Source organism: Pseudomonas sp. ES1, assembly GCF_050586605.1.
GTDB lineage: Bacteria > Pseudomonadota > Gammaproteobacteria > Pseudomonadales > Pseudomonadaceae > Aquipseudomonas > Aquipseudomonas sichuanensis.
Genome location: NZ_JBOBDM010000001.1, coordinates 206505 through 232315 on the forward strand (window position 1 = coordinate 206505; position 25811 = coordinate 232315).

23 protein-coding genes are annotated in these 25811 nt (G+C 65.3%); all 23 read left to right on the top strand.

Features of this window, described 5'->3' with window-relative positions; genetic code table 11:
• Positions 1–81: 81 nt before the first annotated feature.
• The 23 genes from ACQ4N9_RS01090 to ACQ4N9_RS01200 all read left to right on the top strand — a co-directional run bounded on the left by ACQ4N9_RS01090 (position 82) and on the right by ACQ4N9_RS01200 (position 25587).
• Positions 82–567 (top strand): DUF6714 family protein, encoded by a 486-nt coding sequence (locus tag ACQ4N9_RS01090; protein ID WP_390970624.1) that lies wholly within the window; start codon positions 82–84, stop codon positions 565–567.
• Positions 568–733: 166 nt separating this feature from the next.
• On the top strand, positions 734–1234 hold the full coding sequence (locus tag ACQ4N9_RS01095; RefSeq protein ID WP_390970622.1) for a DUF6714 family protein: 501 nt from the start codon (positions 734–736) through the stop codon (positions 1232–1234).
• A 412-nt stretch (positions 1235–1646) separates the two neighbouring features.
• Complete coding sequence (locus tag ACQ4N9_RS01100; RefSeq protein ID WP_390970620.1) at positions 1647–2156, top strand: DUF6714 family protein; 510 nt, start codon at positions 1647–1649, stop codon at positions 2154–2156.
• Positions 2157–2381: 225 nt separating this feature from the next.
• Positions 2382–3464 (top strand): DUF1615 domain-containing protein, encoded by a 1083-nt coding sequence (locus ACQ4N9_RS01105; RefSeq protein ID WP_390970618.1) that lies wholly within the window; start codon positions 2382–2384, stop codon positions 3462–3464.
• Between the two features lie 146 nt (positions 3465–3610).
• Positions 3611–9460 (top strand): manganese-oxidizing multicopper oxidase MnxG, encoded by a 5850-nt coding sequence (mnxG, locus tag ACQ4N9_RS01110; RefSeq protein WP_430931987.1) that lies wholly within the window; start codon positions 3611–3613, stop codon positions 9458–9460.
• Positions 9461–10139: 679 nt separating this feature from the next.
• Positions 10140–12119: a cytochrome D1 domain-containing protein gene (locus ACQ4N9_RS01115; RefSeq protein WP_390970614.1), complete on the top strand. Its 1980-nt coding sequence runs from the start codon at positions 10140–10142 to the stop codon at positions 12117–12119.
• The gene (locus tag ACQ4N9_RS01120; protein ID WP_390970612.1) at positions 12116–12769 is read left to right on the top strand and encodes an SCO family protein; all 654 of its coding nucleotides are present in this window, start codon (positions 12116–12118) and stop codon (positions 12767–12769) included. The genes ACQ4N9_RS01115 and ACQ4N9_RS01120 overlap by 4 nt, the downstream gene beginning before the upstream one ends.
• Positions 12766–13428, top strand: coding sequence for an SCO family protein (locus ACQ4N9_RS01125; RefSeq protein WP_390970610.1), 663 nt, complete (start codon positions 12766–12768; stop codon positions 13426–13428). Before ACQ4N9_RS01120 ends, ACQ4N9_RS01125 begins: the two co-directional genes overlap by 4 nt.
• 152 nt (positions 13429–13580) lie before the next feature.
• Positions 13581–15080, top strand: a complete 1500-nt coding sequence (locus ACQ4N9_RS01130) for an ABC transporter substrate-binding protein (RefSeq protein WP_390970711.1) — start codon at positions 13581–13583, stop codon at positions 15078–15080.
• Between the two features lie 12 nt (positions 15081–15092).
• Positions 15093–15734: a SurA N-terminal domain-containing protein gene (locus ACQ4N9_RS01135; RefSeq protein WP_390970608.1), complete on the top strand. Its 642-nt coding sequence runs from the start codon at positions 15093–15095 to the stop codon at positions 15732–15734.
• Positions 15735–15972: 238 nt separating this feature from the next.
• Positions 15973–16506 carry a response regulator gene (locus ACQ4N9_RS01140; protein ID WP_390970606.1) on the top strand — a complete coding sequence of 178 codons (534 nt, stop codon included), beginning with the start codon at positions 15973–15975 and terminating at the stop codon, positions 16504–16506.
• Between the two features lie 159 nt (positions 16507–16665).
• Positions 16666–18342, top strand: a complete 1677-nt coding sequence (locus tag ACQ4N9_RS01145) for a GspE/PulE family protein (RefSeq protein ID WP_390970604.1) — start codon at positions 16666–16668, stop codon at positions 18340–18342.
• A complete protein-coding gene (locus ACQ4N9_RS01150; protein ID WP_125858993.1) occupies positions 18323–19105 on the top strand; it encodes a hypothetical protein in 783 nt (260 codons plus the stop codon). The genes ACQ4N9_RS01145 and ACQ4N9_RS01150 overlap by 20 nt, the downstream gene beginning before the upstream one ends.
• A gap of 1 nt (position 19106) precedes the next feature.
• A complete protein-coding gene (locus ACQ4N9_RS01155; protein WP_430931992.1) occupies positions 19107–19649 on the top strand; it encodes a PilN domain-containing protein in 543 nt (180 codons plus the stop codon).
• On the top strand, positions 19636–20187 hold the full coding sequence (gene pilO, locus ACQ4N9_RS01160; protein ID WP_125464450.1) for a type 4a pilus biogenesis protein PilO: 552 nt from the start codon (positions 19636–19638) through the stop codon (positions 20185–20187). The genes ACQ4N9_RS01155 and pilO overlap by 14 nt, the downstream gene beginning before the upstream one ends.
• Positions 20187–20693: a hypothetical protein gene (locus tag ACQ4N9_RS01165; RefSeq protein ID WP_390970600.1), complete on the top strand. Its 507-nt coding sequence runs from the start codon at positions 20187–20189 to the stop codon at positions 20691–20693. The genes pilO and ACQ4N9_RS01165 overlap by 1 nt, the downstream gene beginning before the upstream one ends.
• A complete protein-coding gene (locus ACQ4N9_RS01170; protein WP_390970598.1) occupies positions 20690–22552 on the top strand; it encodes a secretin N-terminal domain-containing protein in 1863 nt (620 codons plus the stop codon). Before ACQ4N9_RS01165 ends, ACQ4N9_RS01170 begins: the two co-directional genes overlap by 4 nt.
• Positions 22549–23022, top strand: a complete 474-nt coding sequence (locus tag ACQ4N9_RS01175) for a type II secretion system protein (protein WP_125464447.1) — start codon at positions 22549–22551, stop codon at positions 23020–23022. Before ACQ4N9_RS01170 ends, ACQ4N9_RS01175 begins: the two co-directional genes overlap by 4 nt.
• Positions 23023–23027: 5 nt before the next feature.
• Positions 23028–23402: a type II secretion system protein gene (locus ACQ4N9_RS01180; protein ID WP_110996319.1), complete on the top strand. Its 375-nt coding sequence runs from the start codon at positions 23028–23030 to the stop codon at positions 23400–23402.
• Entirely contained in the window at positions 23377–23898 is a 522-nt protein-coding gene (locus tag ACQ4N9_RS01185) for a type II secretion system protein (protein ID WP_322360536.1), read from the top strand. The genes ACQ4N9_RS01180 and ACQ4N9_RS01185 overlap by 26 nt, the downstream gene beginning before the upstream one ends.
• Positions 23895–24290, top strand: coding sequence for a curli production assembly/transport protein CsgE (csgE, locus tag ACQ4N9_RS01190; protein WP_125464445.1), 396 nt, complete (start codon positions 23895–23897; stop codon positions 24288–24290). The genes ACQ4N9_RS01185 and csgE overlap by 4 nt, the downstream gene beginning before the upstream one ends.
• Complete coding sequence (locus ACQ4N9_RS01195) at positions 24287–24706, top strand: curli assembly protein CsgF (RefSeq protein WP_125464444.1); 420 nt, start codon at positions 24287–24289, stop codon at positions 24704–24706. Before csgE ends, ACQ4N9_RS01195 begins: the two co-directional genes overlap by 4 nt.
• A gap of 35 nt (positions 24707–24741) precedes the next feature.
• Positions 24742–25587 (top strand): CsgG/HfaB family protein, encoded by an 846-nt coding sequence (locus tag ACQ4N9_RS01200; protein ID WP_390970594.1) that lies wholly within the window; start codon positions 24742–24744, stop codon positions 25585–25587.
• The last annotated feature ends 224 nt before the right edge of the window (positions 25588–25811 follow it).

A 25811-nucleotide genomic window follows, 5' to 3' on the forward strand; every position in this document is an offset into this window, starting at 1 on the left:
CGAGCATACGCCGAAACAATTGCAGCGCGGTGACTTGGGATATCGTAATGAATCAATTAAGGCGTGGGAGGCGGCAGCTAGATGCGAGAGCATAATTCACTAAGTGATGCGCAATTAGAGGTCCGCTTTGATGTGGAGCATGCTTTCGGTAAGAAAAGCCCACCAAGGTCTGACGAGATAATCAATACTGAATTTATTGAGCCTATAAGAATCAGGGGTTTTTTTAATGGTAGGGCTTGGTGGGATATTACACTCGAGATTCTGTGCTCTGACTATTCTGGGGACGGCTCAGCATGTCTTTCGTTTATGTCACCAAAAGGCAGAAATTATTATCTCCCGCTGTATTTGTTACTTGCTGTAGAGCGCTATTATGAGGGTGATGTTGTGACCTTGGATTTTGCTTCAAGGTTGCTTATGTATGCTAAGGATGATCATTACTATAAAATCTCCACCTTGAGTGACGATGAGAAGAGAGCGGTTGCAAAAGTGCTGCGATTTCTGGCGTCTGAATATGATGATGAAGATGCGCAAGAGGCCTTGAATTATATGTGGGCGGATTGTTTGTAAAAGGTCTATGCACTGAAGCGAATATCTATAGGCCAGTTACCTGCTGGGCATCATGCTTGATCATCACGAAATGTTGGCCTACGAACGCGATAACCTGCACCGCAAAATCGTCCCCCACCAGGGGTAATCAGCTGAGACAGACCCAGAAGCCTGAGAAGGGGTCAATATGCGAGAAGAAGATTCGCTGAACTCGAGAAAGAAAGCGATCAGGAATATGATTGAAGCTGCCTTTGGAAGGGAAGATGCGCCTAATGCAAGTAGTATAGTGGATTCCGTGTGCCCCGAGCCGTTACAGATCCGAGAGTATTTTTCGGGAAGGAGTTGGTGGACTCTTACTTTAAAGGGCTTCCATGATGACTATGTTGGGGATCCATCTGCCTGCCTGACCTTCATGACTCCCGTTGGTATGAAATACTACCTTCCGGCGTACCTAGTGATGGCTGTTGAAAACTACTATGATGGTGATGTTTTGACGTTGGAGTTATCGTCGAGGATGCGTAGTTATATTTTTGAAGACTCCATGTATGAATTGAGCTCTTTAAGTTGTGGTAAAAAGAAGGCTGTGGCGAAAGCGATGAGTTTCATCTGGCAAGAATACGCAGATGATGAGGCTAGGGAGGCTTTGGATATTATGGGGCGATGCTGGGGGGCGGAATTTAGCTGTTGATATATTAGGCGCTGTGCGTGCGGAGTACAGGTCGTGCGCAATTTGCATTAGTGTTGGCTGTTTTGCTGCAGGAGTTTATCGAATGCTAAGCCTCGTTAAAGGCCAGGCATAGAGCCCAATGTAAGCTTAAATTTATAGTGGTGTCACGCTGATTGGCCGGAATGGCAACGCGTTTGCCTGGGAGAGCTCCCCGCCACGCGATGATGATACTGGCAGTACAATGCACTACTTAAATCTGCTAGGCAGCTTTTTGTCGATGGCTCAAGCCGTGCGCAATGGTCCGGTTCACTTATACAAACAACAGGCCGCTGTATCGTGATATTAACTTGTAATGTGCGCTGACTCGCGAAGCCTTCAATGATCGATACTTCGCTGGCGGGGACGAAACTCATCGAAATGAAGCGATTGCGGCATGGAATGGAGTAGCATTGTGCGAGAAAAAGATTCGTTGATATCTAAGCAGGATAATATTCGGGCCGAAGTTGAAAAAGCCTTTAAGAAAGAGGGCGGGCCGGACCCCAGTCAGATAGTCGTATCCCTCCTTCCGGAACCTCTGCAGATTAGGGACTTTTTTTCAGGTAAGAAATGGTGGGATCTTACCCTGGAGGGGTTTTATGATGACTACGTAGGGGACTCGTCGGCGTGCCTTACTTTTATGACGCCTGTTGGTATTGATTACTATCTTCCGGCGTATTTACTAATGGCGACCGAGCGATACGAGGAAGGTGATGTTTTGACGCAGTCCCTGGCTTATAGATTAAGCTTGTACATCAGCAAGGATGCTACATATAGACTAAGCCTTTTGAGTGTTGAGAAGCAAAAAGCGATAGCAAGCGTCTTGCAGTTTTTGTGGGATGAGTACGAAGATGAAGGCGCGGCAGAAGCGATTGAGATTTTTTGGGGGAGATTTCTTGAGAACTAAATAATGACCATCTGCAACGAGAAGTCGTGCGCCCCCAAGGCAACAAGTTCATGCAGATGCAGCGCTGAGGCAGGCTAGGTGTTGATTTTCTTTTGATGGTGCGGGTCGTGAGGCCAAGGGCGAAAGCTGAGTGCAACACCTGAGCTCAGTATTTCTCTAGCTCCCTTCTTTTGGGGTTTGCAATAAGCCTATGCTTGCCAGCCACAGAACGGGAGAACATGACCGATGACAAAACGGTTGCTACTGATGAGCGCAGCTTGCCTGGTACTGCTCCAAGGCTGCGCCGGGCGCCCGGAGCAGGCCGCTGAAAGCGACCCGGCCAAGGTCCGTGCCCAGCTGCTGCGCCTGCTGCCGGCGCAGCTCAAGGACCGTCAGGGCTGGGCCGAGGACATCCAGGTGGCGTTCCAGGCCCAGGCTATCGCGCCGAGCAAGACCAACCTGTGCGCCGTGCTGGCGGTGACCGAGCAGGAGTCCACTTTCAACGCCGACCCGCAGGTGCCCAACCTGGGCCGTATCGCCCGTGAGGAAATCGACCGCCGCGCCGTGCGCCTGCATATCCCCAAGCTGCTGGTCGACGGTGCGCTGCAGACTACCTCCAGCAACGGCAAGACCTACCAGCAGCGGCTGCTCGCCGTGCGCAGCGAAAAACAGCTCAGCGCCCTGTATGACGAAGTGATCGGCCGGCTGCCCCTCGGGCGGACCCTGCTCGACGGCCTCAACCCGGTGCACACCGGTGGGCCGATGCAGGTCAGCATCGACTTTGCCGAGCAGCATGCCAAAGGCTACCCCTACGCCTATCAAGGCACGATTCGCCAGGAAGTGTTCAGCAGGCGCGGCGGCATGTACTTCGGCATCGCCCACCTGCTGGGTTACCCCACCCACTACGAGCGCCCGCTGTACCGCTTCGCCGACTTCAACGCCGGCTGGTACGCCAGCCGCAACGCGGCGTTCCAGGCGGCGTTGGGCCGCGCCAGCGTGACCACCCTGGCACTGGACGGCGACCTGATCGCTCCCGGTGCGATCCTGCCCGGCAAGACCGAGCAGGCGGCGCGCAAGCTGGGGCCGAAACTCGGGCTGCGCAACCCGCAGATCCGCGCGCAGCTGGAGCAGGAGGGTAGCCTGGAGCTTGAAGAAACCGAGCTGTACCAAGGCGTGTTCCGGCTGGCCGAAGCCAAGGCAGGCAAGCCGTTGCCGCGCGCGGTGCTGCCGGGGATCGAGCTGAAAAGCCCGAAGATCACCCGCAAGCTGACCACGGCCTGGTTCGCTGGCCGGGTGGACGAGCGCTACCAGCGTTGCATGCAGCGCTGATGCCCCCGATTAAGGGCCTCAATTGGGGGATCTTCCCCGATTGCTAACCACTGCAAATCTCAAGTTATTGAAATAAAAAGAGAATTTTAGTGGCATGAGCCTTGCTCACCTCCCCGCAGAGTCCTTGCGCCCCACGGAGGTGACCCATGACGACCCCTCGCAAAGGCCCCGCCCTGACCACCTTGATACTGGCCCTGCTGGGCTGGCAGGAAAGCGGCGAAGCGGCCGTGCAATGCCAGCGCACCCTGACTGCCAATGTGGTGGCCCTCGACCAGCCGCTGATGTACAACCGCCTCGGCGCGCAGAATGCCAACGGCATGCTGTTCGCCCTGCGCCAGGATGTGGTGGACGAGCACCTGGTGCCGCTGAGCAAAGGCGGCGCGGCCGTCCCCGGCAAGGTCACCCTGCGCCCGGACAAACGCCCGCGGCCGATCGTGCTACGGGTGGCTGCCGGTGACTGCCTGACGGTCAACCTGACCAACCTGCTGGCCTACCAGGCCAACCCCAACAAGCACGGCATCGAACCCGAGGAGCCCGAAGGCGAGGAGGGTGAAGAGGTCGAGTTGCCGGAAGCTGAAGGCGGGGAGCACTTCATCGCCGACGAGCAGGTCAGCGACCGCCACGTCGGCTTCCAGGTCAACGGCATGCAGGCGGTCACCAGCATCGCCGACATCGCCGCCAACACCGGGCGCAATGGCAACTTCCTGGTCGCCCCGGGGGGCACCCGCAGCTACACCCTGTACGCCGAGCGCGAAGGCGCCTTCGCCGTCACTAGCCAGGGCGCCACCTTCGGCGGCCAGGGCGGTGCCGGCAACGTCGCCAACGGTTTGTTTGGCCAAGTGGCGGTAGTGCCCAAAGGTGGGCGCACCTACCGCAACACCCTCACCGAAGAAGAAATGCGCCTGGCTACCACCGGCCGCACCGCCACTGGCCAGCCGGTGATTAACTACGAAGCACGCTATCCCCAGCAGGAACCCTGGATCGCCGAAGGCAAGGCCGGCAAGCCGATCATCGCCATGGTCGACGGCAACGAGATCCTCAACAGCGAGACCGACGCCATCGTCATGGGCCCCAACCCCGACGGCAGCTTCCCCAAGAACACCTACCCGCTGGAAAGCGTCGGCAAGCGCAACCCGGCGCTGCCCAACCGCCTGGAAGCGTTCCGCGACTTCGCCGCGCAGTTCGCCGACGAAGTGGCCGGCACCCAGGCCTTCCCCGGCTACTGGGCGGACCCGGTGATGGGCCATGTGCTGGAGCCGACCCGCGACTCGTTCATGATCAACTACGGCTCCGGCGGCATGGGCGCCGAGGTGGTGGCCAACCGGCTCGGCGTAGGGCCGATGCATGACTGCCTGTCGTGCGCCTACGAGGAGTTCTTCCTCAGTGCCCATACGGTCGGCGATATCGGCACCCTGGTGGACATCCCGGCCAACGTCGGCCTGGAACGCATCCGCCCGGGCGAAGTACCGCCGGCCAGCGTCACCGGGGTCAAGGCCACCATGGCCTTGTACCCGGCTGAGCCGGCCAACGTGCACCACAGCTACATCGGTGACTTCACCAAGTTCCGCAACACCCACAACGGCCACGAGCAGCACATCTTCCACCTCCACGGGCACCAGTGGCTGTTCAACCCCAACGACGACAACTCCGACTACATCGACGCCCAGGGCATCGGCCCGGGCGTGGGCTACACCTACGAAATCGCCAACGGCGGTTCGGGCAACCGCAACCGGGTCGCGGGCGATGCCATCTACCACTGCCACTTCTACCCGCACTTCGCCCAGGGCATGTGGGCCATGTGGCGGGTGCACGATGTGTTCGAGCCCGGTACCCGGCTCGAGGTCAGCGGCGAGGGCGAGAACGGCTTCCACAGCACACCGTTCGCCCTGCGCAGCGGCAAGCCGGCCAATGGCGCGCGGGCCTTGCCCGACGGTGAGATCATCGCCGGCACGCCGATCCCGGCCATCGTGCCGCTGCCGGGCAAGGCCATGGCGCCGATGCCGGGCAAGGTCACCGTGGTGCCCAAGCTCGGCGAGACGCAGGTAGCCCAGCATGACGACGATGACCAGGAGGAGGGCGACGACGATCATTCGAATCAGCCTGCTACCCCCCGCGCCGTGGGCTCCCTGGCCCTGGTCGATCGCAGCGAAAGCAACCGCAACGCCGACGGCAGCCTGAAAAACCCCGGCTATCCGTTCTGGATCGGCGGCATGGAAAGCAGCGTCGGCCAGCGCCCGCCAACCCCGCCGCTGGACATGCTCGACCCGACCCTGGCGCGCCAGCTCAAGGACAGCGGCAAGGCACTGTGGGCCAACCTCGACGCCAACCAGGTCGATGGCTGGGACGGTGGCCTCGGTCGCCACGCCCTGGACGGCGTGTCTGCCGGTGGCGAGGCGGTCACCACCACCACCCGGCTGGACTTCTCCAAGGTGCTGCACAAGGCCAAGCCGATCTACCTGCCCGAAGAGGGCACCGAGGTGGAACAGGCGGCCATGCAGTTCCACGCCAAGGCCGAACACCCAAGCTTCGCCCTGGTCCCCGGCGGCGCGCCGGTGGCCAAGGCGTTTCGCACCAACGGCGCCTTGCCCACCGCCGGCGCGCCGTTCTACGAGCCCTGCATGGATGACCGTGGCAAGCGCCTGACCCAGTCGTCCGGGGTGGGCGAGTTCAACAGTGGCGAGACCCTGACCGGCATGAGCTTCCGCGGCTCGTCCGCCTTTACCGCCGACCGGCCACGCATCTACAAGGCCGCCAACATCCAGTTCGACGCGGTGTACAACAAGGTCGGCTACCACTTCCCGCAGGCGCGCATCCTCGCCCTGTGGGAGGACGCTTGGCCTGTGATCACCAAGCAGCGCCCGCCGGAGCCGCTGGTGATGCGCATGAACACCTTCGACTGCACCCAGTACGTGCACACCAACCTGATCCCGTCGTTCTATGAAATGGACGACTACCAGGTGCGCACCCCCACCGACGTGATCGGCCAGCACATCCACCTGCCCAAGTGGGACCTGACCGCCGCCGACGGCTCGGCCAACGGCTGGAACTACGAGGACGGCATCCTCTCGCCCGGCAGCGTGGTCGAGCGCGTGCAGGCTATCCGCAGCTTCAACAACTGCACCGAGGGCGATGCCCGCGAAGGCACCGCCGCCTGCCCGAAAGCCAAGCAGCACCCGTTCTTCGGCCGCTTCGGCCGGGCCGACTGGCTGGGTGCGCGCACCGCCATGCAACGCTGGTTCGCCGACCCTCTGGTCAACGTGCATAACGTCGACCGTGGCCTGGGCACCATCTTCACCCACGACCACCTTGGCCCATCGACCCACCAGCAGCTTGGGCTGTACGCCACCGTGCTGGCGGAGCCTGCCGGGTCTACCTGGTACCACGCCGAAACCGGCGAGCAGCTGTACAACCCGGCGACTCGCCAGGACGGCGGGCCGACCTCGTGGCAGGCGGTGATCCAGACCGGCGACCACGACGGCGACGGCAAGAACGACAGCTACCGCGAGTTCTTCCTCGAATACAGCGACTTCCAGCACGCCTATGAAGCCGGTGTGTACGTGGGCGCCGGCCCCAACGGCATCCCCGACGGGCAGAGCTACCCGGCCACCGCCGACAGCTTCCGCTACGCCATCAACCCACCGGTGCGCCAGGCCGCCTCCAACCTGCTGGAGTCGGTGGTCGAGTCCCGTGGCGGGCTGAACCCCGGTTGCCCAAGCCGGCCGTGCCCGCAGGCGATCTCGGTGGATGACCCCGGCATGTTCGTCGTCAACTACCGCAACGAGCCCCTGGCCCTGCGCGTGTTCGACCCGAACAAGGTCGGCCCGGACGGCAAGCGCGGCATGCAGGCCGACGGCCTCGGCGGCGACCTGGCCTACGCCCTGCAGTCGCGCACCGACCGCGCCATCCCGGCGATGAACCTGGCGCCCTCGGCGATCACCCAGGCGGTTGGCCCCACCGGCGGCACCACGCAGTTCCCGCCGCACATCAACAAGGCCGGCAGCGAGCCGGGCGACCCGTTCACGCCGATGCTGCGCACCTACAGCGGCGACAACGTGCGCCTGCGCCTGCATGCCGGCGGCCATGAAGAGGAGCACAACGTCACCCTGCACGGCGTGAAGTGGCTGCAGAACGGCTCAGGCTTCGGCAACAGTTCCAACTCCGGGTGGAAGTCGTCGCAGATGATCGGCATCTCCGAGCAGATGGGCTTCATGGCGCCGGTGTCGATGATCTCCAGCTCCGCCGCCACCAACGGTGACTACCTGTACTCGATGGACGCTGCTCTGGAAGGCTACTGGAACGGTATCTGGGGCGTGATGCGCAACTACACGGCCCAGCGCGCCGACCTGTTCGCGCTGCCCAACAACCCGCAGCCGGTGGCCATGCGCAACACCGTCAACTTCGACGGCGTCTGCCCGAAAACCACGGCCAACGCCAATGGCGTGGGTACCCGGCCGACGGTCAAGCGCAGCTACGAGATCGCCGCGGCCCTGGCCAACGACATCCTCGAGAACCGCCACGGCGTGAGCATCAACGACCCGGCCGGCATCGGCCAGCATGTCGGCGGCGCGCTCAAGGCCAACGGCGGCACCCTGGTGTTCAACAGCCGCCGTACCAGCATCCCGCTGGTCAGCGGGGTCGACCCTGAGGATGGCGAGCCCTTCACCATCGGCGGCCACAGCGCGCCGCTGCACGACCCGACCGCGGTGCTGTACGTGCGCAAGGCCGACCTCGACCCGGGCACCGGCAAGCTCAAGGCCGGGGTGCCGGTGGAGCCGCTGGTGCTGCGGGCCAACGCCGGCGACTGCATCAGCATCACCCTGGAGAACCGCCTGCCGCTGGTGATGCCTGATCTGCCGAGCACCGCCGTGATGCAGAACGTGGTCAAGCGCGACCGCTTCGACGGTGAAGGCTCCACCGCCTTCAACAACAACCTGATGCGCCCCTCCAGCCACGTGGGCCTGCACGCCCAACTGCTGGCCTACGACATCACCAAGTCCGACGGCGCCAACGTCGGCGCCAACCCGGTGCAGACCGTACCGCCCCGGGCCGGCAACAGTGGTGCCTACCCGAGCCGGGTGTACCAGTACTACGCCGGGCACCTGGAGCGCGAAGGCAAACCCACCCTGCAGCTGGGGCGCACGGTGGACAACATCAACACCACCGCCATCGAGTTCGGCGGCCTCAACCTGGCCCCGGCGGACTTCATCAAGCAGCCGCAGAAGGGCCTGGTCGGAGCCATGAGCATCCTGCCGCAGACCGCCACCTGGACCGAGGACGCGGCCAGCCGCGCCCAGGCCACGGTCAAGGTCAGCGGCCAGCCCGACTACCGCGACTTCGTCACGGTGTGGCAGCGTTCGCTGAACATGCGCTGGGCCGACGGCCGCCCGGTGGAGGGCATCGCCACCGAAGGCAACGGCGTGCCGGGGGATCCGAAGGACAACGGCAACATGGCCATGAACTACAAGACCGAGCCGCTGTGGTTGCGCTTCGGCCTGGCGCCGGACGCGCCGTTCGGTCATGCCGACGGCCTGGGCTTCGCCGACGTGCCCAACGCGCACATGGCCTACAGCAATGCCCTGGTTGGCGGCGATCCGCAGACCCCGGTGCTGTACGCCAAGCCTGGGCAGCCGCTGCGCAAGCATGTGCTGATGCCCAGCGGTGGCAGCCGCGGTATTACCTACCAGCTTGATGGGCACCTGTGGCCGCTGCACAACTACCAGGCCGAGAAGAGCGATATCGACGGCTACCCCATGGGCTTGCCGGGCATTGGTTCGGTGCGCTTCGGCTACAACCCCATGGCGATGTATATCGGCGCGCAGGAGAGCGTGCTGCCGGCGGCGCACTTCAGCTTCATGCTGTCCAGCGCCGGGGGCGGGAATGCGGTGCCGGGGGATTACCTGTTCCGCGACTATGCGGCGTACGGGAACATGTCGGGGTTGTGGGGGATCTTGCGGGTGACCGATGAGCCACCGCCGGCGACGGCACCGGCGCAGTAGGGGGAGAGGTGTTGGAGGGCCGCCGCGGGGGATCGCGGCGGTCTTTTGTTTTTTTGGGGGGGCAGGGGGCATGGCGGGAGATTGGGTGAGGGCCACCAGGTGGCTGCCGAAGTTTTTGCAGCGCCTATGAGATCGAGCGCCGCCCGCGCGGCGCATCGCTGGCAAGCCAGCTCCCACAGTTTGTTTCGGGCCAGTTATTCCTGTGAAAGTACCGGCGCCTGCCTTGGCGCATGCCTCGAGTCATGTGGGGCGGCGGCAACTCCCACGCTGAAAGCGCGTCGTACCAACAAGGCGGACAGTGATGAACTTTCAGGAGTAACTGGCCCGAAACAGATGTGGGAGCTGGCTTGCCAGCGATGCGCCGCGCGGGCGGCGCTCGATCTTGAGAGCGCTGCAGATCTGTCGCCCTGCATCTGTTAGCCCTCATGCGATTTCAAGACAGGCCCTTGGGCGTCACACCGCCGGCCCCGGCTTCGGGGAATCGTCTTGGGGGAACCTCCCCAACCCTCTCGGGTTGTTATTCCAACTAACTGATAAATAACAATATTATTCCTGGCATAGCGCTTGCTACAGCCTCCGCAGACCCTTGTCTTCCCTGGAGGTGCAGCATGGTTATCCCGCTTTCTGTCATAGCCCCGTGCGTGCACGCCTGCCTCTTGGTCGACAAGGGTACCTGCCCATGAACCGCAAACTGCGCCCCGCCTACATGGGGCTTGTGCTGGGCTGGGCGCTGATCGGCCTGGGCGTCGCCTACGAAAAACTCTGGTGCGACCCGCGCGAGCTGCTGCAGGAGCCCGCCGACCCGCAAGCCCTGCACCGCCTCAGCCGCGACGGGGTGACAGTGGAGTTCGAGGCGCGGCCATTGGCCGGCGCCCAGTTGCGCGAAGGCGACTTCGCCAGTATCCGCTTCAAGGTCAGCGACCAGGCCAGCGGCCAACCGCTGTCGGGGATGGCCCCGGGGGCCTGGTTGGACCCGGCGCAGTCGGCGCCGGTGGGCGACCGTGACAGCAGCTGCAAGGCGCGGGTGGCGCTGTTCCTCAAGAGCAGCATCGGCGCCCGGCCATTGCTGGACCTCAACAGCTACTTCCTGCTGGTGCTGAACAAGGACGCCAGCCTCACGGTGATCGACCCGACGGTGTCGGTGGGCGGGGTGACCAGCACCCTGGCGCGCATCGATTTGCCGGGCCGGCCCATGGACTGGGTCGCCACCCGCGACGACCGCCAGGTGTTCGTGTCCATGCCCGAGCGCAACCAGGTGGCCTTGATCGACACCGAAACCTTCCGCCGCGTGGCCACCCTCGATGCCGGCGAACAGCCCCTGCGCGTGGCCCTGCAGCCAGACCAGCGCCTGCTGTGGGTGGGCAACAACAGCAGCGACCCGGGCAAGGGCGGGGTGACAGTGATCGACGTGCCCAGCCGCACCATGCTCAAGACCTTCATCACCGGCTCCGGCCACCACGAGATCGCCTTCAGCGCCGACTCGCGCTTTGCCTTCGTCAGCAACCGCGACGGCGGCACCCTGAGCGTGATCGACACCGCGGCCATGCGCCTGGTGCAAACCCTCAAGGTGGGCTCGCACCCGCTGTCGGTGGCCTACTCGGCGCTGTCCCAGGCGGTGTACGTGGTCGATGGCCAGGAGGGCACGGTGCGGGTGATCGACGCCCGCAGCCACCATGTGCGCCACACGGTCCAGGCCGAACCGGGGCTGGGGCCGATGCGGTTCAGCAGCGACGGACGTTTTGGCGTGGTGCTCAACACCCTGGAGAACCAGGCGCTGGTGATCGACGCCAGCAACGACCAACTGATCCACCGCATCCCGGTGGCCGCCGAGCCCTACCAGCTGACTTTCACCAAGGGCTATGCCTACGTGCGCGGCCTGGCCTCGCCGAAAGTCAGCATGATCAACCTGGCCAGCCTCGGCCAGGGCCGCACGCCGATCGTCCAGGGTTTCGAGGCCGGCCCCGCGGCGCCGCGCCAGGCTGGCGACCTGCCGCTGGCCCAGGGGGTGAGCGTGTCGCGCGACGACAATTCGGTGTTCGTGGTCAACCCGGTGGACAACACCACCTACTTCTATGCCGAAGGCATGAACGCGCCGATGTCGGGCTACAACAACCGCGGCCACCAGGCCCGCGCGGCTATCGTCATCGACCGCAGCCTGCGCGAGGTGGCGCCGGGGGTGTACGGCTCCACGGTCAAGCTGCCGGCGGCCGGCACCTTCGATGTGGCCTTCCTGCTCAACCAGCCGCAGATCATCCACTGCTTCAGCACCGACGTGGCGGCCTTGCCGGACGCCGGCTTGCGCAAGGTGGTGCATGCCGAGTTCCTCGGCACCGAACAGCCCTTGCTGCAGCACAGCCCGTTCGTGGCCCAGGTGCGCATCCTCGGCGAGGACGGCAAGCCACGCCCGGGCCTGCGCGACCTGAGCTTGCGCTACTTCCTTGCGCCGTCGTCGCTGCCGCGCAGCCTGCCGCTGACCGAGGTGGGCGAGGGCGTCTACCAGGCCTCGCTGGAGCTGGCCGAAGCCGGCGCCTGGTACCTGCATGTGCAGTCGCCCAGCCTGGGGCGCAAGTTTGCCGAAGACAACTACACCAGCCTGCGCGTGCTGCCGGCCGCCACGGCGCCTACCGCTTCCCAAGGGGAACCCAGGAGTCTGCGATGAACCCTGTCGATGCCGGAAAACTGTTTGCCCTGAGCCTGCTGCTGGCCAGCAACCTGGCCCTGGCCCACGCCGGCCATGATCACAGCGACGCGCCCCAGGCACCGCCCGCCGCCCACCAGGAAAAAGCCAGCGTGCGCTTTGCCGATGTCGCGCTGCTGGACCAGAACGGCATGCCGGTGCGCCTGGAAAAGGATCTGGTGGGCGATCACCTGGTGGTGATGGGCTTCATCTACACCAGCTGCACCACGGTGTGCCCGGTGGTCTCGTCGATCATGGGCAAGGTCCAGCAGCAGTTGGGTGGGCGGGTGGGAGAGGAAATCCGCCTGGTGTCGATCAGCGTCGACCCCCAGCGCGACGACGCCAAACGCCTGGCCGACTATGCCAAGGCGTTCCAGCGCGGCCCGGGCTGGAGCTGGCTGACCGGGTCACCCTACGCCATCACCGAGACGCTCAAGGGGCTGGGTAGTTTCAGCGCCAACCTCAGCGAGCACCCGCCACTGATCCTGGTGGGTGACGGGCGCAGCGGGCATTGGACGCGCTTCTACGGCTTCACCGACCCCAACGTGCTGATCACCGAGGTCAATCGCCTGAGCGCGCGGCGGGTACATGCCAAGAGCACGGCGATCGCCGGCAAAGAGGTGCAGCCATGAGCAGCCTGAGCACACGCCGCGCCAGCATGCGCGGCTTCGACTGGGTGGTGCTGGGGGCCTGCCTGTGGATCCTCGCTTCGGTGGCGCTCGCCCACGAGGGCCATGCGCCAGCGCCGGCGCCGCAGCCGGCACCGCAGGCCATGGTGAGCGGTGGCGGCACCCGTGATGCGCAGACCTGGTTCACCGACACCGTGCTCAAGGATCAGAACGGCCGCGAGCTGCGCTTCTACAGCGATGTGTTGAAGGACAAGGTGGTGATGCTCAACGTGATCTTCACCCACTGCAACGACGCCTGCCCGCTGATCACCCGCAAGCTACGGGAAGTGCGCGAGGCCATGGGGCCCGAGTTGGCGGGGCAGGTGACCTTCGTTTCGGTCAGCAGCGACCCGCTCAACGACACCCCGCAAGTGCTCAAGGCGTTTGCCGAGAAGCAGGGAGTGGACGGGCCGAACTGGCTGTTTCTCACCGGTGACAAGGCCAACGTCGACCTGGTGCTGGGGCGCCTGGGGCAGTTTTTGCCCAGCCCCGAGCAGCACTCCACGCAGTTGATTGCCGGTGACGTGGCCGGCAAGCGCTGGAGCAAGATCCGCCCCGACGCACCGCCCGCCGCCATTGCCCAGCGCATGCAGCTGCTGGCCCAACCGCTGGCGGGGCGGTGAACGTCATGTCCGGCGCAGGGGCGCTCTACTTGCGCTGGCTTTGCTGGCCCTATCGCTGGCAAGCCAGCTCCCACAGGTATCAGGCCCCCCCTGTGGGAGCTGGCTTGCCAGCGATAGGGCCGGAACAGGTGAAGCAAGTCTCTGCGCGAATCATGGGGCTGGCACTGTGGATGGCCCTGTGCTCCCCAGCCCTGGCCCTGGACCTCAGCGCACACGAACAAGCCGGCAAACGCCTGTACCGCGAAGGCGTCTCCAGCAGCGACGCCCAACTGCAGGCCCGGGTCGGGGCCAGCGACATCAACGTGCCGGCCAGCGTGCTGCCCTGCGCCAGTTGCCACGGCAACGATGGCCGTGGCCGCGCCGAGGGTGGCGTGCGCCCGCCCAGCCTGGACTGGCAGCGCCTGGCCCTGGCGCAGGGCGAGCGCGAAACCAACAGCCGGCGTTACCCGGCCTACAGCGACGCCAGCCTGGCGCGGGTGATCCGCACCGGCATCGACCCGGCCGGCAATCGCCTGGACCCGGCCATGCCGCGCTTCGAGCTGAGCCTGGCCGACCAGCGCAACCTCACCGCGTACCTCAAGCGCCTGGCCGATGAACGCGACCCGGGCGTGGAGGAGGGCGTGCTGCGCCTGGGCACCCTGCTGCCCCAGAGCGGGCCCTTGGCCGAGGCCGGGCGGGTGGTGCAGGCGGTGCTGGAAGATGGCATCGCGCAGCTCAACCAGCAGGGCGGCCTGCATGGCCGGCGCCTGCAATTGATAACGGCCGACCCCGGCTTTGACGCAGCGGGCACTGCCAGGGCGCTGGACACACTGCTGGTACAAGAGCGGGTGTTCGCCCTGATCGCACCGCTGGCGCCCTGGCTCGACAGCCGCGCGCTGGCGCAGGCCGGCGTGCCGCTGATCGGCGCCACCCCACGCGATGGCGGCAGCGCGCAGGTATTCGACCCGTTGCCCGGCCTGCCCGAGCAGTTGCTCAGCGTGGCGCTGCATGCCCGCGAGGCCCTGGGCCTGGCGCCCGATGCGCTGCAGGTGGTGTATGCCGGCGACGATCAGGCCGCTGCCGCCGCGGCCCTGCATCAACGCCTGAGCCAGCTGGGCATGCAGCCACCGCCGGTACAGGCCTTCGATGGCCAGGCGGTGACGGGCGAGGGCATCCTCTACCTTGGCCGCGCCCAGGGCTTCAGTGAATTGGCCGCCGCGCTGCAGGCCCAAGGCCGCCAGCCCTATCTGCTGGCCGCCTCGGCCCAGGTCGCCGGCAGCTTGCCGGGCCTGCCGGCGCAATGGTCGCAACGGCTGTTGCTGGCCTATCCCTTCGTCCCCGGCGACTGGACCGCCGAGGGCCGCGCCGCCTTGGCTGCTGTGCAGCAACGCCAGGGCCTGGATGCGCGCCAAGCCGCGTTGCAGGTCAACACGCTGTGCGCCTGGCGGCTGCTGGTCGAAGCGCTCAGGCAGGTGGGCCGTGATGCCAGCCGCGAGCAACTGGTCAACGCCCTGGAGCAACTGCATGGCGTGAACACCGGCCTGACCCCGGCATTGGGTTTCGGCCCGGGGCGGCGCCAGGGCCTGGCCGGTGCCCATGTGGTGGCGGTAAGCCTGCCGGGCCCAGGCTTCAAAGAAGTGGCGGCGTACCGCGCCGTACCCGACACCCCTTGAACGGAGGTTGCCATGCGCGTGCTGATGATGTGGCTGCTGTTGCTGCTGGCCTCGACCAGCCAGGCCGATGCGCCGGCGGCGCGGGTCAATGGCGTGGAGATCGGAGTGTTGCGCCTGGAGCGTTATTTCAGCGAGTACCTGGTCGCCCAGGGCCGGGCGGTGACCAGCATCCGCAACCCCAACCTGTACCAGCGCCTGCGCGAGCAGGCGCTGGACGAGTTGATCGACAAAGAACTGCTGTGGCAGGAAGCGGGGCGCCTGGGTATCGTCATCGACGACCAGCAGGTCGACGCGCACATTGCCGGGCTGCAGGCGGCATTCGGCAGCCCGGCGCTGTTCGAGCGGCGCCTGCAGGAGGCCGGCTTCGATCGCCCAGGCTTCGCTGACTACACTCGACATGAACTGGCCGCCCAGCTGGCGTTCGCCCAGCTGACCGCGGTCGAGGAACCCACAGCTGCCGAAGTCGCGGCCTTCCACCAGGCCAATCGGCACAAGCTGCAAGGAATGCAGAACCAAAGTGATAATACGTCTGTCTTACCCGAACAAGGCCAACGCCTGGCCAGGGACGCGCTCGTCGCGCAATTGCAGGCCCAGGCGCGGCAATCGGTGCGCCAACGTTTGCGCGAATCCGCTACAGTGGAGCGCCCCGACTGAGGCCGTGACGGGCAATTCCCCACTAGTGGGGGAACCCCGCAAGGCAAAGTGCCATCAGCGTCCCCGGTTGTGGGGAAGCGCCTGCACGCACGCCCCAACCACGTAAAAGATATTCAACAAAATCAATGCTTTATTAGATTCGCGCAACAGCCCTTCATGCCTGGCACGAAGCCTGCTCAAGCCTCTACAAGGCCGCACTTCGCAGACCGGGAAACCGGGCAGTTCATGGGAGTGGACCTTGGTGAACAGAGTATTGGTAGTCGATGACGAACAGACCCTTGCGCAGAACCTGCAGGCGTATTTGCAGGCGCAAGGCCTGGAGGTCCATCTCGCCCACGACGGTACCAGTGGTATCGAACAGGCCGAGAAGCTGGCGCCGGATGTGATTGTGCTGGATTACCGCTTGCCCGACATGGAGGGGTTTCAGGTTCTGCAGACCGTGCGCAGCCACAGGCAATGCCACTTCGTGTTGATCACCGCCCACCCCACCGTCGAGGTGCGTGAGCGGGCCGCCGAACTGGGAGTGAGCCATGTGCTGTTCAAGCCGTTCCCGCTGATGGAACTGGCCCGCGCGATCTTCGACCTGATGGGCATCGAGCGCCAGCGCAGGGCCACGGATTCTCCCGCCGAGGGGTTCGTCGAACGACGCCAGAACAGGAACGATGCGTTCCCCCTGCAGTTGTACGATGGCAGCTGGGTGCTGGCCGACCGCCGACGTAATGGCGCCAGGCCCCCTGAATCTGACGACGAGCAACTGCTGACCGGGGAATAGCGGCGCCCAAGGCCCACCTGCCTGCGGCGCCGCCCCTGAGCGGAGTTGCAGGCCATGTCCCAGGCATTCGATGTGTGCAGTACCGGCCCCATCGCCGGCAAGCCGGCTCCCACAGGGAGCATGGCGGACATGGCCTCTGTGGGAGCTGGCTTGCCAGCGATGAGGCCGGAACAGGCAACGCACACCACCCCATACCCCCGCGACCTGTTGGCCCAGGCCCGCACCCAGTCCGGCGAAGAGCGCCTGCTGGCCTGCCTGGAACGCCTGGCCGGCGATACCCCCGCCACCTTCACCCAACGCCTGGCCACCACCCTGCATTACCCGCTGCTGGGCACCCAGGCGCTGTTCGCCTGCACCCCGGCCTTCCAGCGGGTCAGCCTGGCCCAGTGCCTGAAACGCGAATTCGCCCTGGTCGAACACCAGGGTGAGCTGATCGGTGTCTTCGCCGACCCCTTCGACAGTGCTCGCCTGGCCTGGATCGATGACTGCCTGCAGGGCGCGCCGCTGTACCTGGCGCACGCCGCCGACCTGGCCGCATTCCTCGCCCGCCACGAAGAGAGCTTCCACGCCGTCGACTCGCTCGACCATGAGGTCGAGGTCGGCGGCGAGGCCGACACCCTGCAACGGCTGTCGCTGACCAGCATCAGCGAGGACCAAAGCCGGGTGGTCAAGCTGGTCAACTCGACCCTCTACGATGCCCTCAAGCAGCATGCCAGCGACATTCACCTGGGCATGACCGGCCAGGGCCTGACCATCAAATACCGCATCGACGGCGTGCTCAACGGCGCCGGCAAGGCCAGTGGCAATGCCTTTGCCGAGCAGGTGATCTCGCGCATCAAGGTGATGGCCGAGCTGGACATCGGCGAGAAGCGCGTGCCCCAGGACGGCCGCTTCAAGGTGGCCATCGGCGAGCGGCAGATTGACTTCCGGGTGTCGATCATGCCGAGCATCTTCGGTGAGGACGCGGTGCTGCGGGTGCTCGACAAGCAGGACCTGTCCGACAAGGTCAGCGGCGTGCAGTTGCAGGCCCTGGGCTTCGAGGAACACACCCTGCGCGCCCTGCGCCGGCTGGCCGCCGAACCCTACGGGATGATCCTGGTCACCGGCCCCACCGGCAGCGGCAAGACCACCACGCTGTACGCCATGCTCAGCGAGATCAACCATGGCGTGGACAAGATCATCACCATCGAGGACCCGGTCGAGTACCAGCTGCCAGGGGTGCTGCAGATCCCGGTCAACGAGAAGAAAGGCCTGACCTTCGCCCGCGGCCTGCGCTCGATCCTGCGCCACGACCCGGACAAGATCCTGGTGGGCGAGATCCGCGACCCGGACACCGCGCAGATCGCCGTGCAGTCGGCGCTCACCGGCCACCTGGTGTTCACCACCATCCACGCCAACAACGTGTTCGACGTGATCGGCCGCTTCAGCCAGATGCAGGTCGACCCCTACAGCTTCGTCTCGGCGCTCAACGCCGTGCTGGCCCAGCGCCTGGTGCGCCTGGCCTGCACCCACTGCGCGGTGCCCTGCGAGGCCGACGACGAATTGCTCGCCGCCTCCGGGCTGAGCCGTGAAGGCGTGGCCGGCTGGCAGTTCGTTCGCGCCCAGGGCTGCGGTCAGTGCCGCGGCAGTGGCTTTCGCGGGCGCAGCGCCATCGCTGAACTGCTGCACCTGGACGACGACCTGCGCCAGCTGATCGTCGAGCGCCGCCCGCTCTCGCAGATCAAGCAACTGGCCTGTCAGCGCGGCCTGCGCCTGCTGCGCGCTTCGGCCCTGGACCTGGTCCGCACTGGCCGCACCACCCTCGAGGAGATCAACCGTGTCACATTCGTCAGCTGATCGGTATTGCGCCGTGCTCGGCGCAGAAGGTGTCGGCCTGGGTTGCTGGCACGGTAATCAACAGCCTTGGCTGGGCAGCCGCGCCTTCAGCTGCGACGCCGCGCAGCCGGCCTGGGCCGCCGCGCTGCACGCCCTCGGCGAGCTGCTGGGCGAACACCAGGTGCGCAGTGCGCCGCTGCGGGTGTTGCTGTCGGCCCGTTTCAGCCGCTTCTGCCTGGTGCCCTGGAGCGCAGCCATCGGCAGCCCGCGCGAGCTGGACGCCTACGCCCGGGCGTGCTTCGAGAACCTCTACGGCCAGGTGCTGGATGACTGGCGCATCGTGCTGTCGCCGGAGCCTGCCGGGGCCGCGCGCATTGCCACGGCACTGCCCGAGGCGCTGCTGCAAGGCCTGCAGGACCTCGGCCGGGACTACCGCCTGAGCCTGCGCTCGGTGCAGCCGTACCTGATGGCTGCCTACAACCGCTGCTCGGCGCAGCTGGCCCAGGGCGACTTCCTGTTCGTCCTCGCCGAACCGCGCCGCAGCGTGCTGCTGCTGGCCGCCGACGGTGCCTGGCAGCAGGTGCTGGCGCAAGGCTGCGCCGACACCGACCAGGCCTTGCAGGCGCTGATCGAGCGCACCTGCGAGCTGTATGGCGCGCAACCTCCCCAGGTGTACCTGCATGCGCCGGGGCGCCAGGTGGCCTCGACCCTCGCCGCGGTGCAGCTGTGCACGGTGGCCGGCGAGGCCGACCCGCTGTGCGCCATGTGGCGGGCGGTGGCCTGACATGCGCCGCCTAGAACTGGAATTCCAACCCCGCCACAGTGGCCCGCTGGCCTGGTCGCTGCTGGCCCTGGCCGGCGCCGTGCTGGCGGTACTGGTACTGGCCCAGCAGCAACTGGTGGGCGAACAGGCCGATCTGGAGGCCCGCGTGCACCAGCTGGAGCTCAAGCTCGGCCGCCGCCCGGCCACTGCCGGAGCGCAGAGCAGCGCGGTGATCCGCGAGCAGGCCGAGCGCCTGGCGCAGATGCGCAGCGTTTCGCAGCAACTGCAACGGCCCTGGCAGCAGCTGTTCGCCATGCTCGAGGCCATGCCCCAGGAAGACGTGGCGCTGCTCAGCCTCACCCCCGACGCCCGCAAGGGCCAGGTGCGCATCAGTGCCGAGGCCCGCAACCTCGAAGCCATGCTGCAGTACCACCAGCGCCTGGAGCGCAGCGCCGAGCTGAGCGACGTGTCGTTGCTCAACCACGAAGTGGTGGCGGGGCAGGCCGAGCACCCGGTGCGGTTCAACCTCACTGCCACTTGGGAGACCGGCCATGCGCGTCCCTAGCCTGATCCTTCACGAAGCGGTGCTGCGCCTGGGCCGGGTTGGCATGGCGGCGGTGCTGGTGGCAGTACTGGCATTGGCCGTGGCCCTGGCGGTTGTGCTGCCGCAGTGGCAAATGGTGCGCGAACTGCGCGCCAGCGAGGCCGACGCCAGCGTTCAGGTCAAGCGCCTGGAGCGCGGCGAGCTGAAAGTGCAGGCCAAGCCCGAACAACAGGTGCTCGACGACCTGCGTCAGCAACTGCCCGGCCAACCCCAGGCCAGTGAGCTGATCGAGCGCCTGTACCACCTGGCCAGCGCCGAACGCATCAGCCTGGCACGCGGTGAGTACGCCCTGGGTGTGGACCCGAAAACCCAACTGGCGCGCTACCAGATCGTCCTGCCGGTGCGCGGCAGCTACCCGCAGATCCGTGGCTTCCTCAAAGCGCTGCTGGCCCAGCTGCCGACCGTGGTGCTGGAAGACCTGGAGCTGCAACGCAAGCGTATCGGCGACCGTGAGCTCAACGGCCGGGTCCGCATGACCCTTTACCTGTCGAGGTCGTGATGAACATTCAGCGTGCGGTGATGTGGGCTGGGTTTCTGGGGCTTAGCGCCGCGCTGGCGTGGGCGCCGGGGCATTGGTTCGGCCAGGAGGCCGAGGTGGCGCCGATCGCCGGCAAGCCGGCTCCCACAGAGGGCGCGGCGCCTACAGAGCCTGTGGGAGCTGGCTTGCCAGCGATGGCGTCGGCACAGGCTTCCAGAGATCTGTTCCCGGCCCAGCAATGGACCGCCCCGCAAACCCTGGCCACCGTCACCGAACAACCCGTGGTCGCCACCCCCGTGGTGGTGGCCCCCAGCGCCCCGGAGCTGCCGTTCCAGTTCGTCGGCCGGCTAGGTGACCGCGACGACCTGCAGGTGTTCCTGCAGAACGGCGAGAAGCTCTACGTCGTGCGCCAGGGCGACGTGATCGAAGACACCTACCGCCTCGACCGGGTCTCGGCCACCGAGCTGAGCCTGGTCTACCTGCCACTGCACCAGCCACAGACCCTGTCTGTCGGGAGCGCACCATGAAGCCTTCGAAGTTGTGCAAGCCTGCTCCGTTCATGCTGCTGGCCCTGTGCGTGGCCATCGCTGGATGTGGCTCAAGCGGTGTACGCAAGGACAGCGCCGAGCTGATGAAAGAGGGGCAGTACGAGGCCGGCATCGCCCGCCTGGAAGAGGCCCTGCGCGATGACCCGCGCGACACCGAGCTGAACATCGCCCTGGCCCATGGCCGCCAGGCGGCGGTCGAGGCGCTGCTGACCCAGGCCGACAGCGACCGCATCCGCCATGACTTCGCCAGCGCCCGCATGGGCTATGGCCGGGTGCTGACCATCGAGCCGAACAACCGCCGCGCCCAGGAAGGCATCCGCCAGCTGGAACTGATCCGCACCCTCGACGAGCGCGTGGCCCTGGGCCAGGCCGCGCTGCGCCAGGGCGACCTGTTCGGCGCCGAGCGCTACATGCGCGAAGTGCTGCGCCTGGACCCCCAGAACCAGAAGGGCATGACCCTGCGCAGCGACATCGAGAACGTCCAGGCGCGCACCGCCACGCCATACCCGCAGCTGCGCAGCAAGCTGGATCGCCCGGTCACCCTGGAATTTCGCGACGCCAACCTGAAGACCATCTTCGAGGTGCTGGCCCAGGTGGCCGGGATCAACTTCATCTTCGACAAGGACCTGCCCCCGGGCATGAAGGCCACCATCTTCGTGCGCGACGTGCGCATCGAGGATGCCGTGGCCCTGCTGCTGGAGCAGAACCAGCTGCGCCAGAAGATCGTCAACGACAACACCTTGCTGCTGTACCCCGACTCGCCGCAGAAGACCAAGGACTACCAGGAACTGGTGATGCGCACCTTCTACCTCACCAGCATCGACGCCAACACCGCGCTGAACATGGTCAAGACCATGCTCAAGACCCGCGACGTGTTCGTCGATGAGCGCCTCAACACCCTGACCATGCGCGACACCTCGGATGCCATCCGCATGGCCGAAAAACTGCTGCAGTCGCAGGATCAGTCCAACCCCGAGGTGGTGCTGGAAGTGGAGGTGATGGAAGTGGCCACCTCGCGCATCCTCGACCTTGGCCTGCAATGGCCCAATACCTTCGGCGTGCTGAGCAACGACGGCAAGCCGGTCAGCGTGCTCGACCAGCTCAAGGGCATCGACTCCAGCCGCATCAGCATCTCGCCGGCGCCGCAGGCCAAGATCAACGCCCAGGACAAGGACATCAACACCCTGGCCAGCCCGGTGATCCGCGTCAGCAACCGCGAGCAGGCGCGTATCCACATCGGCCAGCGGGTGCCGATCATCAGCGCCACCTCGGTACCGTCCACCCAGGGGCCGGTGATCACCGAGAGCGTCACCTACCTCGATGTCGGCCTTAAGCTTGAAGTGCAGCCCACCGTGCACCTGAACAACGAGGTGGCGATCAAGGTGGCGCTGGAGGTGAGCAACGCGACCCCGCTGGAGGCTACCCGCCAGGGCACCATCCCGGTTCAGGTCGACACCCGCAACGCCCAGACCAGCCTGCGCCTGCACGACGGCGAAACCCAGGTGCTGGCGGGCCTTGTGCGCAACGACCACAACGCCAGCGGCAACAAGATCCCCGGCCTTGGCGACATCCCCGGCCTGGGCCGGCTGTTCGGCAGCAACAAGGACGACATGAGCAAGTCCGAGCTGGTGCTGGCGATCACCCCACGCATCGTGCGCAACCTGCCGTATCAGAGCCCGTCGGACATGGAGTTCGGCACCGGCACCGAGTCCAGCCTGCAGGTGCGCCAGATGGCGCTGCCGGTACCGAGCGAGGCGCTGCCGACCGATACGGACGCCGAACCCGCCGCCCAGGGCCAGATGGCCGTGGTCCCGACCCACGTGGTGCCACGGCCATGAAACGCCGCCAGCAGGGCTTCAGCCTGATCGAGGTGGTGCTGACCCTGGCGCTGCTCGGGCTGCTCGCCAGCATGGCCGCGCCATTGGCCGAAACCATGGTGCGCCGTGGCAAGGAGCAGCAACTGCGCGAGGCGCTGTACCAGATCCGCGACGCCATCGACGCCTACAAGCGCGCCTTCGACGCCGGCTACATCGAGAAGCGCCTGGACGGCAGCGGCTACCCGCCGAACCTGCAGGTGCTGGTGGAAGGCGTGCGCGATGTGCGCAGTGCCAAGGGCGCCAAGTTCTACTTCCTGCGGCGCATCCCGCACGACCCGCTGCTGGCGGCCAAGGCCGACGACGGCGGTGCCTGGGGCCTGCGCGCCTACGACAGCAGCGCGGACAACCCCCGGGAAGGCCAGGACGTCTTCGATGTGTACTCCAAGGCCCGCGGCAAAGGCCTCAACAACATCCCGTACGGGCAATGGTGACGCCGATGAAACCCAGCAAAGGCTTCACCTTGATCGAACTGCTGGTGGTGATGGCGATCATCGCCACCCTGATGACCATCGCCATGCCGCGCTACTTCAACAGCCTCGACGCCTCGCGCGAGGCCACCCTGCGCCAGAGCCTGGCGGTACTGCGCGAGGCCCTGGACCACTACTACGGCGACACCGGGCACTACCCCGACTCGCTCGACCAACTGGTGGAGCAGCGTTACCTGCGCAACACCCCGCTGGACCCGATCAGCGAACGCCGCGACAGCTGGCAGCTGGTGCCGCCGCCCGAAGGGGTGGCCGGCGGGGTGGCGGATATCAAGAGCGGGGCCACAGGGAGGGCGCGCGATGGCAGCCTCTATGCCGAATGGTGAAGCCGGCTTCACCTACCTGGGCGTGCTGTTGCTGATTGCCGTCAGCAGCATCGCCCTGGCCGCCACCGGCACCCTGTGGGCCACCAGTGCCCAACGCGAGCGCGAGCGCCAGTTGCTGTGGGTGGGCGGGCAGTACGCCCAGGCGCTGCGCAGCTACTACCGTGCCTCGCCGGGGCTGGCCCAGTACCCGCAGGAACTGGCCGACTTGCTCGAAGACAATCGCTTCCCGTCAGCGCAGCGGCATATCCGCAGGCTTTACCCCGACCCGGTCGGTGGGGGCGAGGACTGGGGCCTGATGCGCTCTGTCGATGGGCGCATCACCGGGGTGTACAGCCGCTCCCAGGCCATGCCCCTCAAACGCAGCGGTTTCGATGCGCTGTGGAGTGCCTTCGAGGGGCTGGAGCACTACAGCGACTGGCAGTTCGTCGCCGAGCAGGCCTTTGCCGAAAGCGCCGCTGGCGCCCGTCAGCATGCCGGCCAGGGAGACGCGCCATGAACCGCGCGCTGCTGATGGTCGGCCTGTGCCTGGCGCTGCTGCAGGCGCCGGCCTGGGCCAACGAAGAAGACGAGATGAAGGGCTTCATCGTCGACAACACCATCTCGCACATCGGCCACGACTTTTACTACTACTTCGCCGACCGCCTGCGCGCCACCAGCCGCCTGGACTTCAACCTGGTGGTGCGCGAACGCCCGGATGCCCGCTGGGGCAGCCTGGTGACCGTGGAGTTCGAACGCGAAGTGGTGTACCGGCGCTTCCTGCCACCCAACACCACGCAACTCACCGAAGAGGCCAAAGAGGCCGCCGACCTGGTCAGGCAGCAGATTGTCCAGCGCAAATTGCAACGGCTGCTGCAGGACACCACCGATCTGGAGAGGGACGAGCTATGAGCAAGTACACATCGCAACGCGTCGCTGCCTGCCTGCTGGCCGCCGGCATCGGTTGCCAGGCGCTGGCCACGGAACTGGTGTACACCCCGGTCAACCCGGCCTTCGGTGGCAACCCGTTGAACGGCACCTGGCTGCTCAACAACGCCCAGGCGCAGAACGACTATGACGACCCGGACCTGAAGGAGCGCACCAACGCCTTCAACGGCACCTCGTCACTGGAGCGTTTCACCAACCAGCTGGAGTCACGACTGCTTGGCCAGTTGCTGGACAACATCAGCAACGGCAACACCGGCAGCATGTCCACCAATGCCTTCCTGATCGACGTCATCGACAACGCCGGGGCCCTGAGCATCAGGGTCACCGACCGTGCCACTGGCGAAGTTTCGATCATCCAGGTGAGCGGCCTGAACCCCTGAGAGGGATGGGTCTTTATTGTGGGGAGAGCACAACCATGAAACGTCTGCTGAGCACGCTGCTGTTGATCTCCGCTCTGTCTGGCCTGCAAGGCTGCGGCCTGCGCGAACCGATGTCGGCTGAACAGGATTCCGAGACCCCGACCCTGACCCCCCGGGCCTCGACCTACTACGACCTGCTCAACATGCCGCGCCCACGCGGGCGGTTGATGGCAGTGGTGTATGGCTTCCGCGACCAGACCGGGCAGTACAAACCGACCCCGGCCAGTTCGTTCTCCACCAGCGTCACCCAGGGTGCCGCGAGCATGCTGATGGACGCGCTCAATGCCAGTGGTTGGTTCGTGGTGCTGGAGCGTGAAGGGCTGCAGAACCTGCTGACCGAGCGCAAGATCATCCGCGCTTCGCAGAAGAAGGCCGATGTGCCGGAAAATATCCAGGCCGAGCTGCCGCCGTTGCAGGCGGCCAACCTGATGCTCGAAGGCGGCATCATCGCCTACGACACCAACGTGCGCAGCGGGGGCGAGGGGGCGCGGTACCTGGGCATCGACATCTCGCGTGAGTACCGGGTGGACCAGGTGACCGTGAACCTGCGGGCGGTGGATGTGCGTTCGGGGCAGGTGCTGGCGAACGTGATGACCAGCAAGACTATCTATTCGGTCGGGCGCAGTGCCGGGGTGTTCAAGTTCATCGAGTTCAAGAAGTTGCTGGAGGCGGAGGTGGGGTACACCACCAATGAGCCGGCGCAGTTGTGTGTGCTGTCGGCGATCGAGGCGGCGGTGGGGCACCTGTTGGCACAGGGGATCGAGCGGCGGTTGTGGCAGGTAGCGGAGGCGGGGGATTCGGCGGTGGTCGACAAGTACCTGAGTCAGTATCAGCAGCCTTGAGGGGGAGTTCGGTTTTTGCCTGGGAGATGTTTCTGTTGTTGTCGTTTGTATTAGGTAGGTGTTGCTGGAATAGGTTGCTGCTTATGGAGGAGCGCCAGAAGTTAATGTGAGTTTCTGGCGTTTCTTGATTCTGGTGGTTTTTGTGAAATTGTTTCTTGTTTCTTGTTTCTTGTTTCTTGTTTGTTTTGAAGGTTGTATGCGCATTCATTTGTGATGTCGACGCT

What these genes read in the sequence shown, in the direction of transcription:
- ACQ4N9_RS01130 (WP_390970711.1), top strand. Translation starts at nt 13,581, where the DNA reads ATGGGGCTGGCACTGTGGATGGCCCTGTGCTCCCCAGCCCTGGCCCTG.
- ACQ4N9_RS01155 (WP_430931992.1), top strand. Translation starts at nt 19,107, where the DNA reads ATGCGCCGCCTAGAACTGGAATTCCAACCCCGCCACAGTGGCCCGCTG.
- ACQ4N9_RS01115 (WP_390970614.1), top strand. Translation starts at nt 10,140, where the DNA reads ATGAACCGCAAACTGCGCCCCGCCTACATGGGGCTTGTGCTGGGCTGG.
- ACQ4N9_RS01200 (WP_390970594.1), top strand. Translation starts at nt 24,742, where the DNA reads ATGAAACGTCTGCTGAGCACGCTGCTGTTGATCTCCGCTCTGTCTGGC.
- ACQ4N9_RS01175 (WP_125464447.1), top strand. Translation starts at nt 22,549, where the DNA reads ATGAAACGCCGCCAGCAGGGCTTCAGCCTGATCGAGGTGGTGCTGACC.
- ACQ4N9_RS01185 (WP_322360536.1), top strand. Translation starts at nt 23,377, where the DNA reads ATGGCAGCCTCTATGCCGAATGGTGAAGCCGGCTTCACCTACCTGGGC.
- ACQ4N9_RS01105 (WP_390970618.1), top strand. Translation starts at nt 2,382, where the DNA reads ATGACAAAACGGTTGCTACTGATGAGCGCAGCTTGCCTGGTACTGCTC.
- csgE (WP_125464445.1), top strand. Translation starts at nt 23,895, where the DNA reads ATGAACCGCGCGCTGCTGATGGTCGGCCTGTGCCTGGCGCTGCTGCAG.
- ACQ4N9_RS01100 (WP_390970620.1), top strand. Translation starts at nt 1,647, where the DNA reads ATGGAATGGAGTAGCATTGTGCGAGAAAAAGATTCGTTGATATCTAAG.
- ACQ4N9_RS01135 (WP_390970608.1), top strand. Translation starts at nt 15,093, where the DNA reads ATGCGCGTGCTGATGATGTGGCTGCTGTTGCTGCTGGCCTCGACCAGC.
- ACQ4N9_RS01090 (WP_390970624.1), top strand. Translation starts at nt 82, where the DNA reads ATGCGAGAGCATAATTCACTAAGTGATGCGCAATTAGAGGTCCGCTTT.
- ACQ4N9_RS01120 (WP_390970612.1), top strand. Translation starts at nt 12,116, where the DNA reads ATGAACCCTGTCGATGCCGGAAAACTGTTTGCCCTGAGCCTGCTGCTG.
- ACQ4N9_RS01145 (WP_390970604.1), top strand. Translation starts at nt 16,666, where the DNA reads ATGAGGCCGGAACAGGCAACGCACACCACCCCATACCCCCGCGACCTG.
- ACQ4N9_RS01195 (WP_125464444.1), top strand. Translation starts at nt 24,287, where the DNA reads ATGAGCAAGTACACATCGCAACGCGTCGCTGCCTGCCTGCTGGCCGCC.
- ACQ4N9_RS01125 (WP_390970610.1), top strand. Translation starts at nt 12,766, where the DNA reads ATGAGCAGCCTGAGCACACGCCGCGCCAGCATGCGCGGCTTCGACTGG.
- ACQ4N9_RS01165 (WP_390970600.1), top strand. Translation starts at nt 20,187, where the DNA reads ATGAACATTCAGCGTGCGGTGATGTGGGCTGGGTTTCTGGGGCTTAGC.
- ACQ4N9_RS01095 (WP_390970622.1), top strand. Translation starts at nt 734, where the DNA reads ATGCGAGAAGAAGATTCGCTGAACTCGAGAAAGAAAGCGATCAGGAAT.
- ACQ4N9_RS01170 (WP_390970598.1), top strand. Translation starts at nt 20,690, where the DNA reads ATGAAGCCTTCGAAGTTGTGCAAGCCTGCTCCGTTCATGCTGCTGGCC.
- mnxG (WP_430931987.1), top strand. Translation starts at nt 3,611, where the DNA reads ATGACGACCCCTCGCAAAGGCCCCGCCCTGACCACCTTGATACTGGCC.
- ACQ4N9_RS01180 (WP_110996319.1), top strand. Translation starts at nt 23,028, where the DNA reads ATGAAACCCAGCAAAGGCTTCACCTTGATCGAACTGCTGGTGGTGATG.
- pilO (WP_125464450.1), top strand. Translation starts at nt 19,636, where the DNA reads ATGCGCGTCCCTAGCCTGATCCTTCACGAAGCGGTGCTGCGCCTGGGC.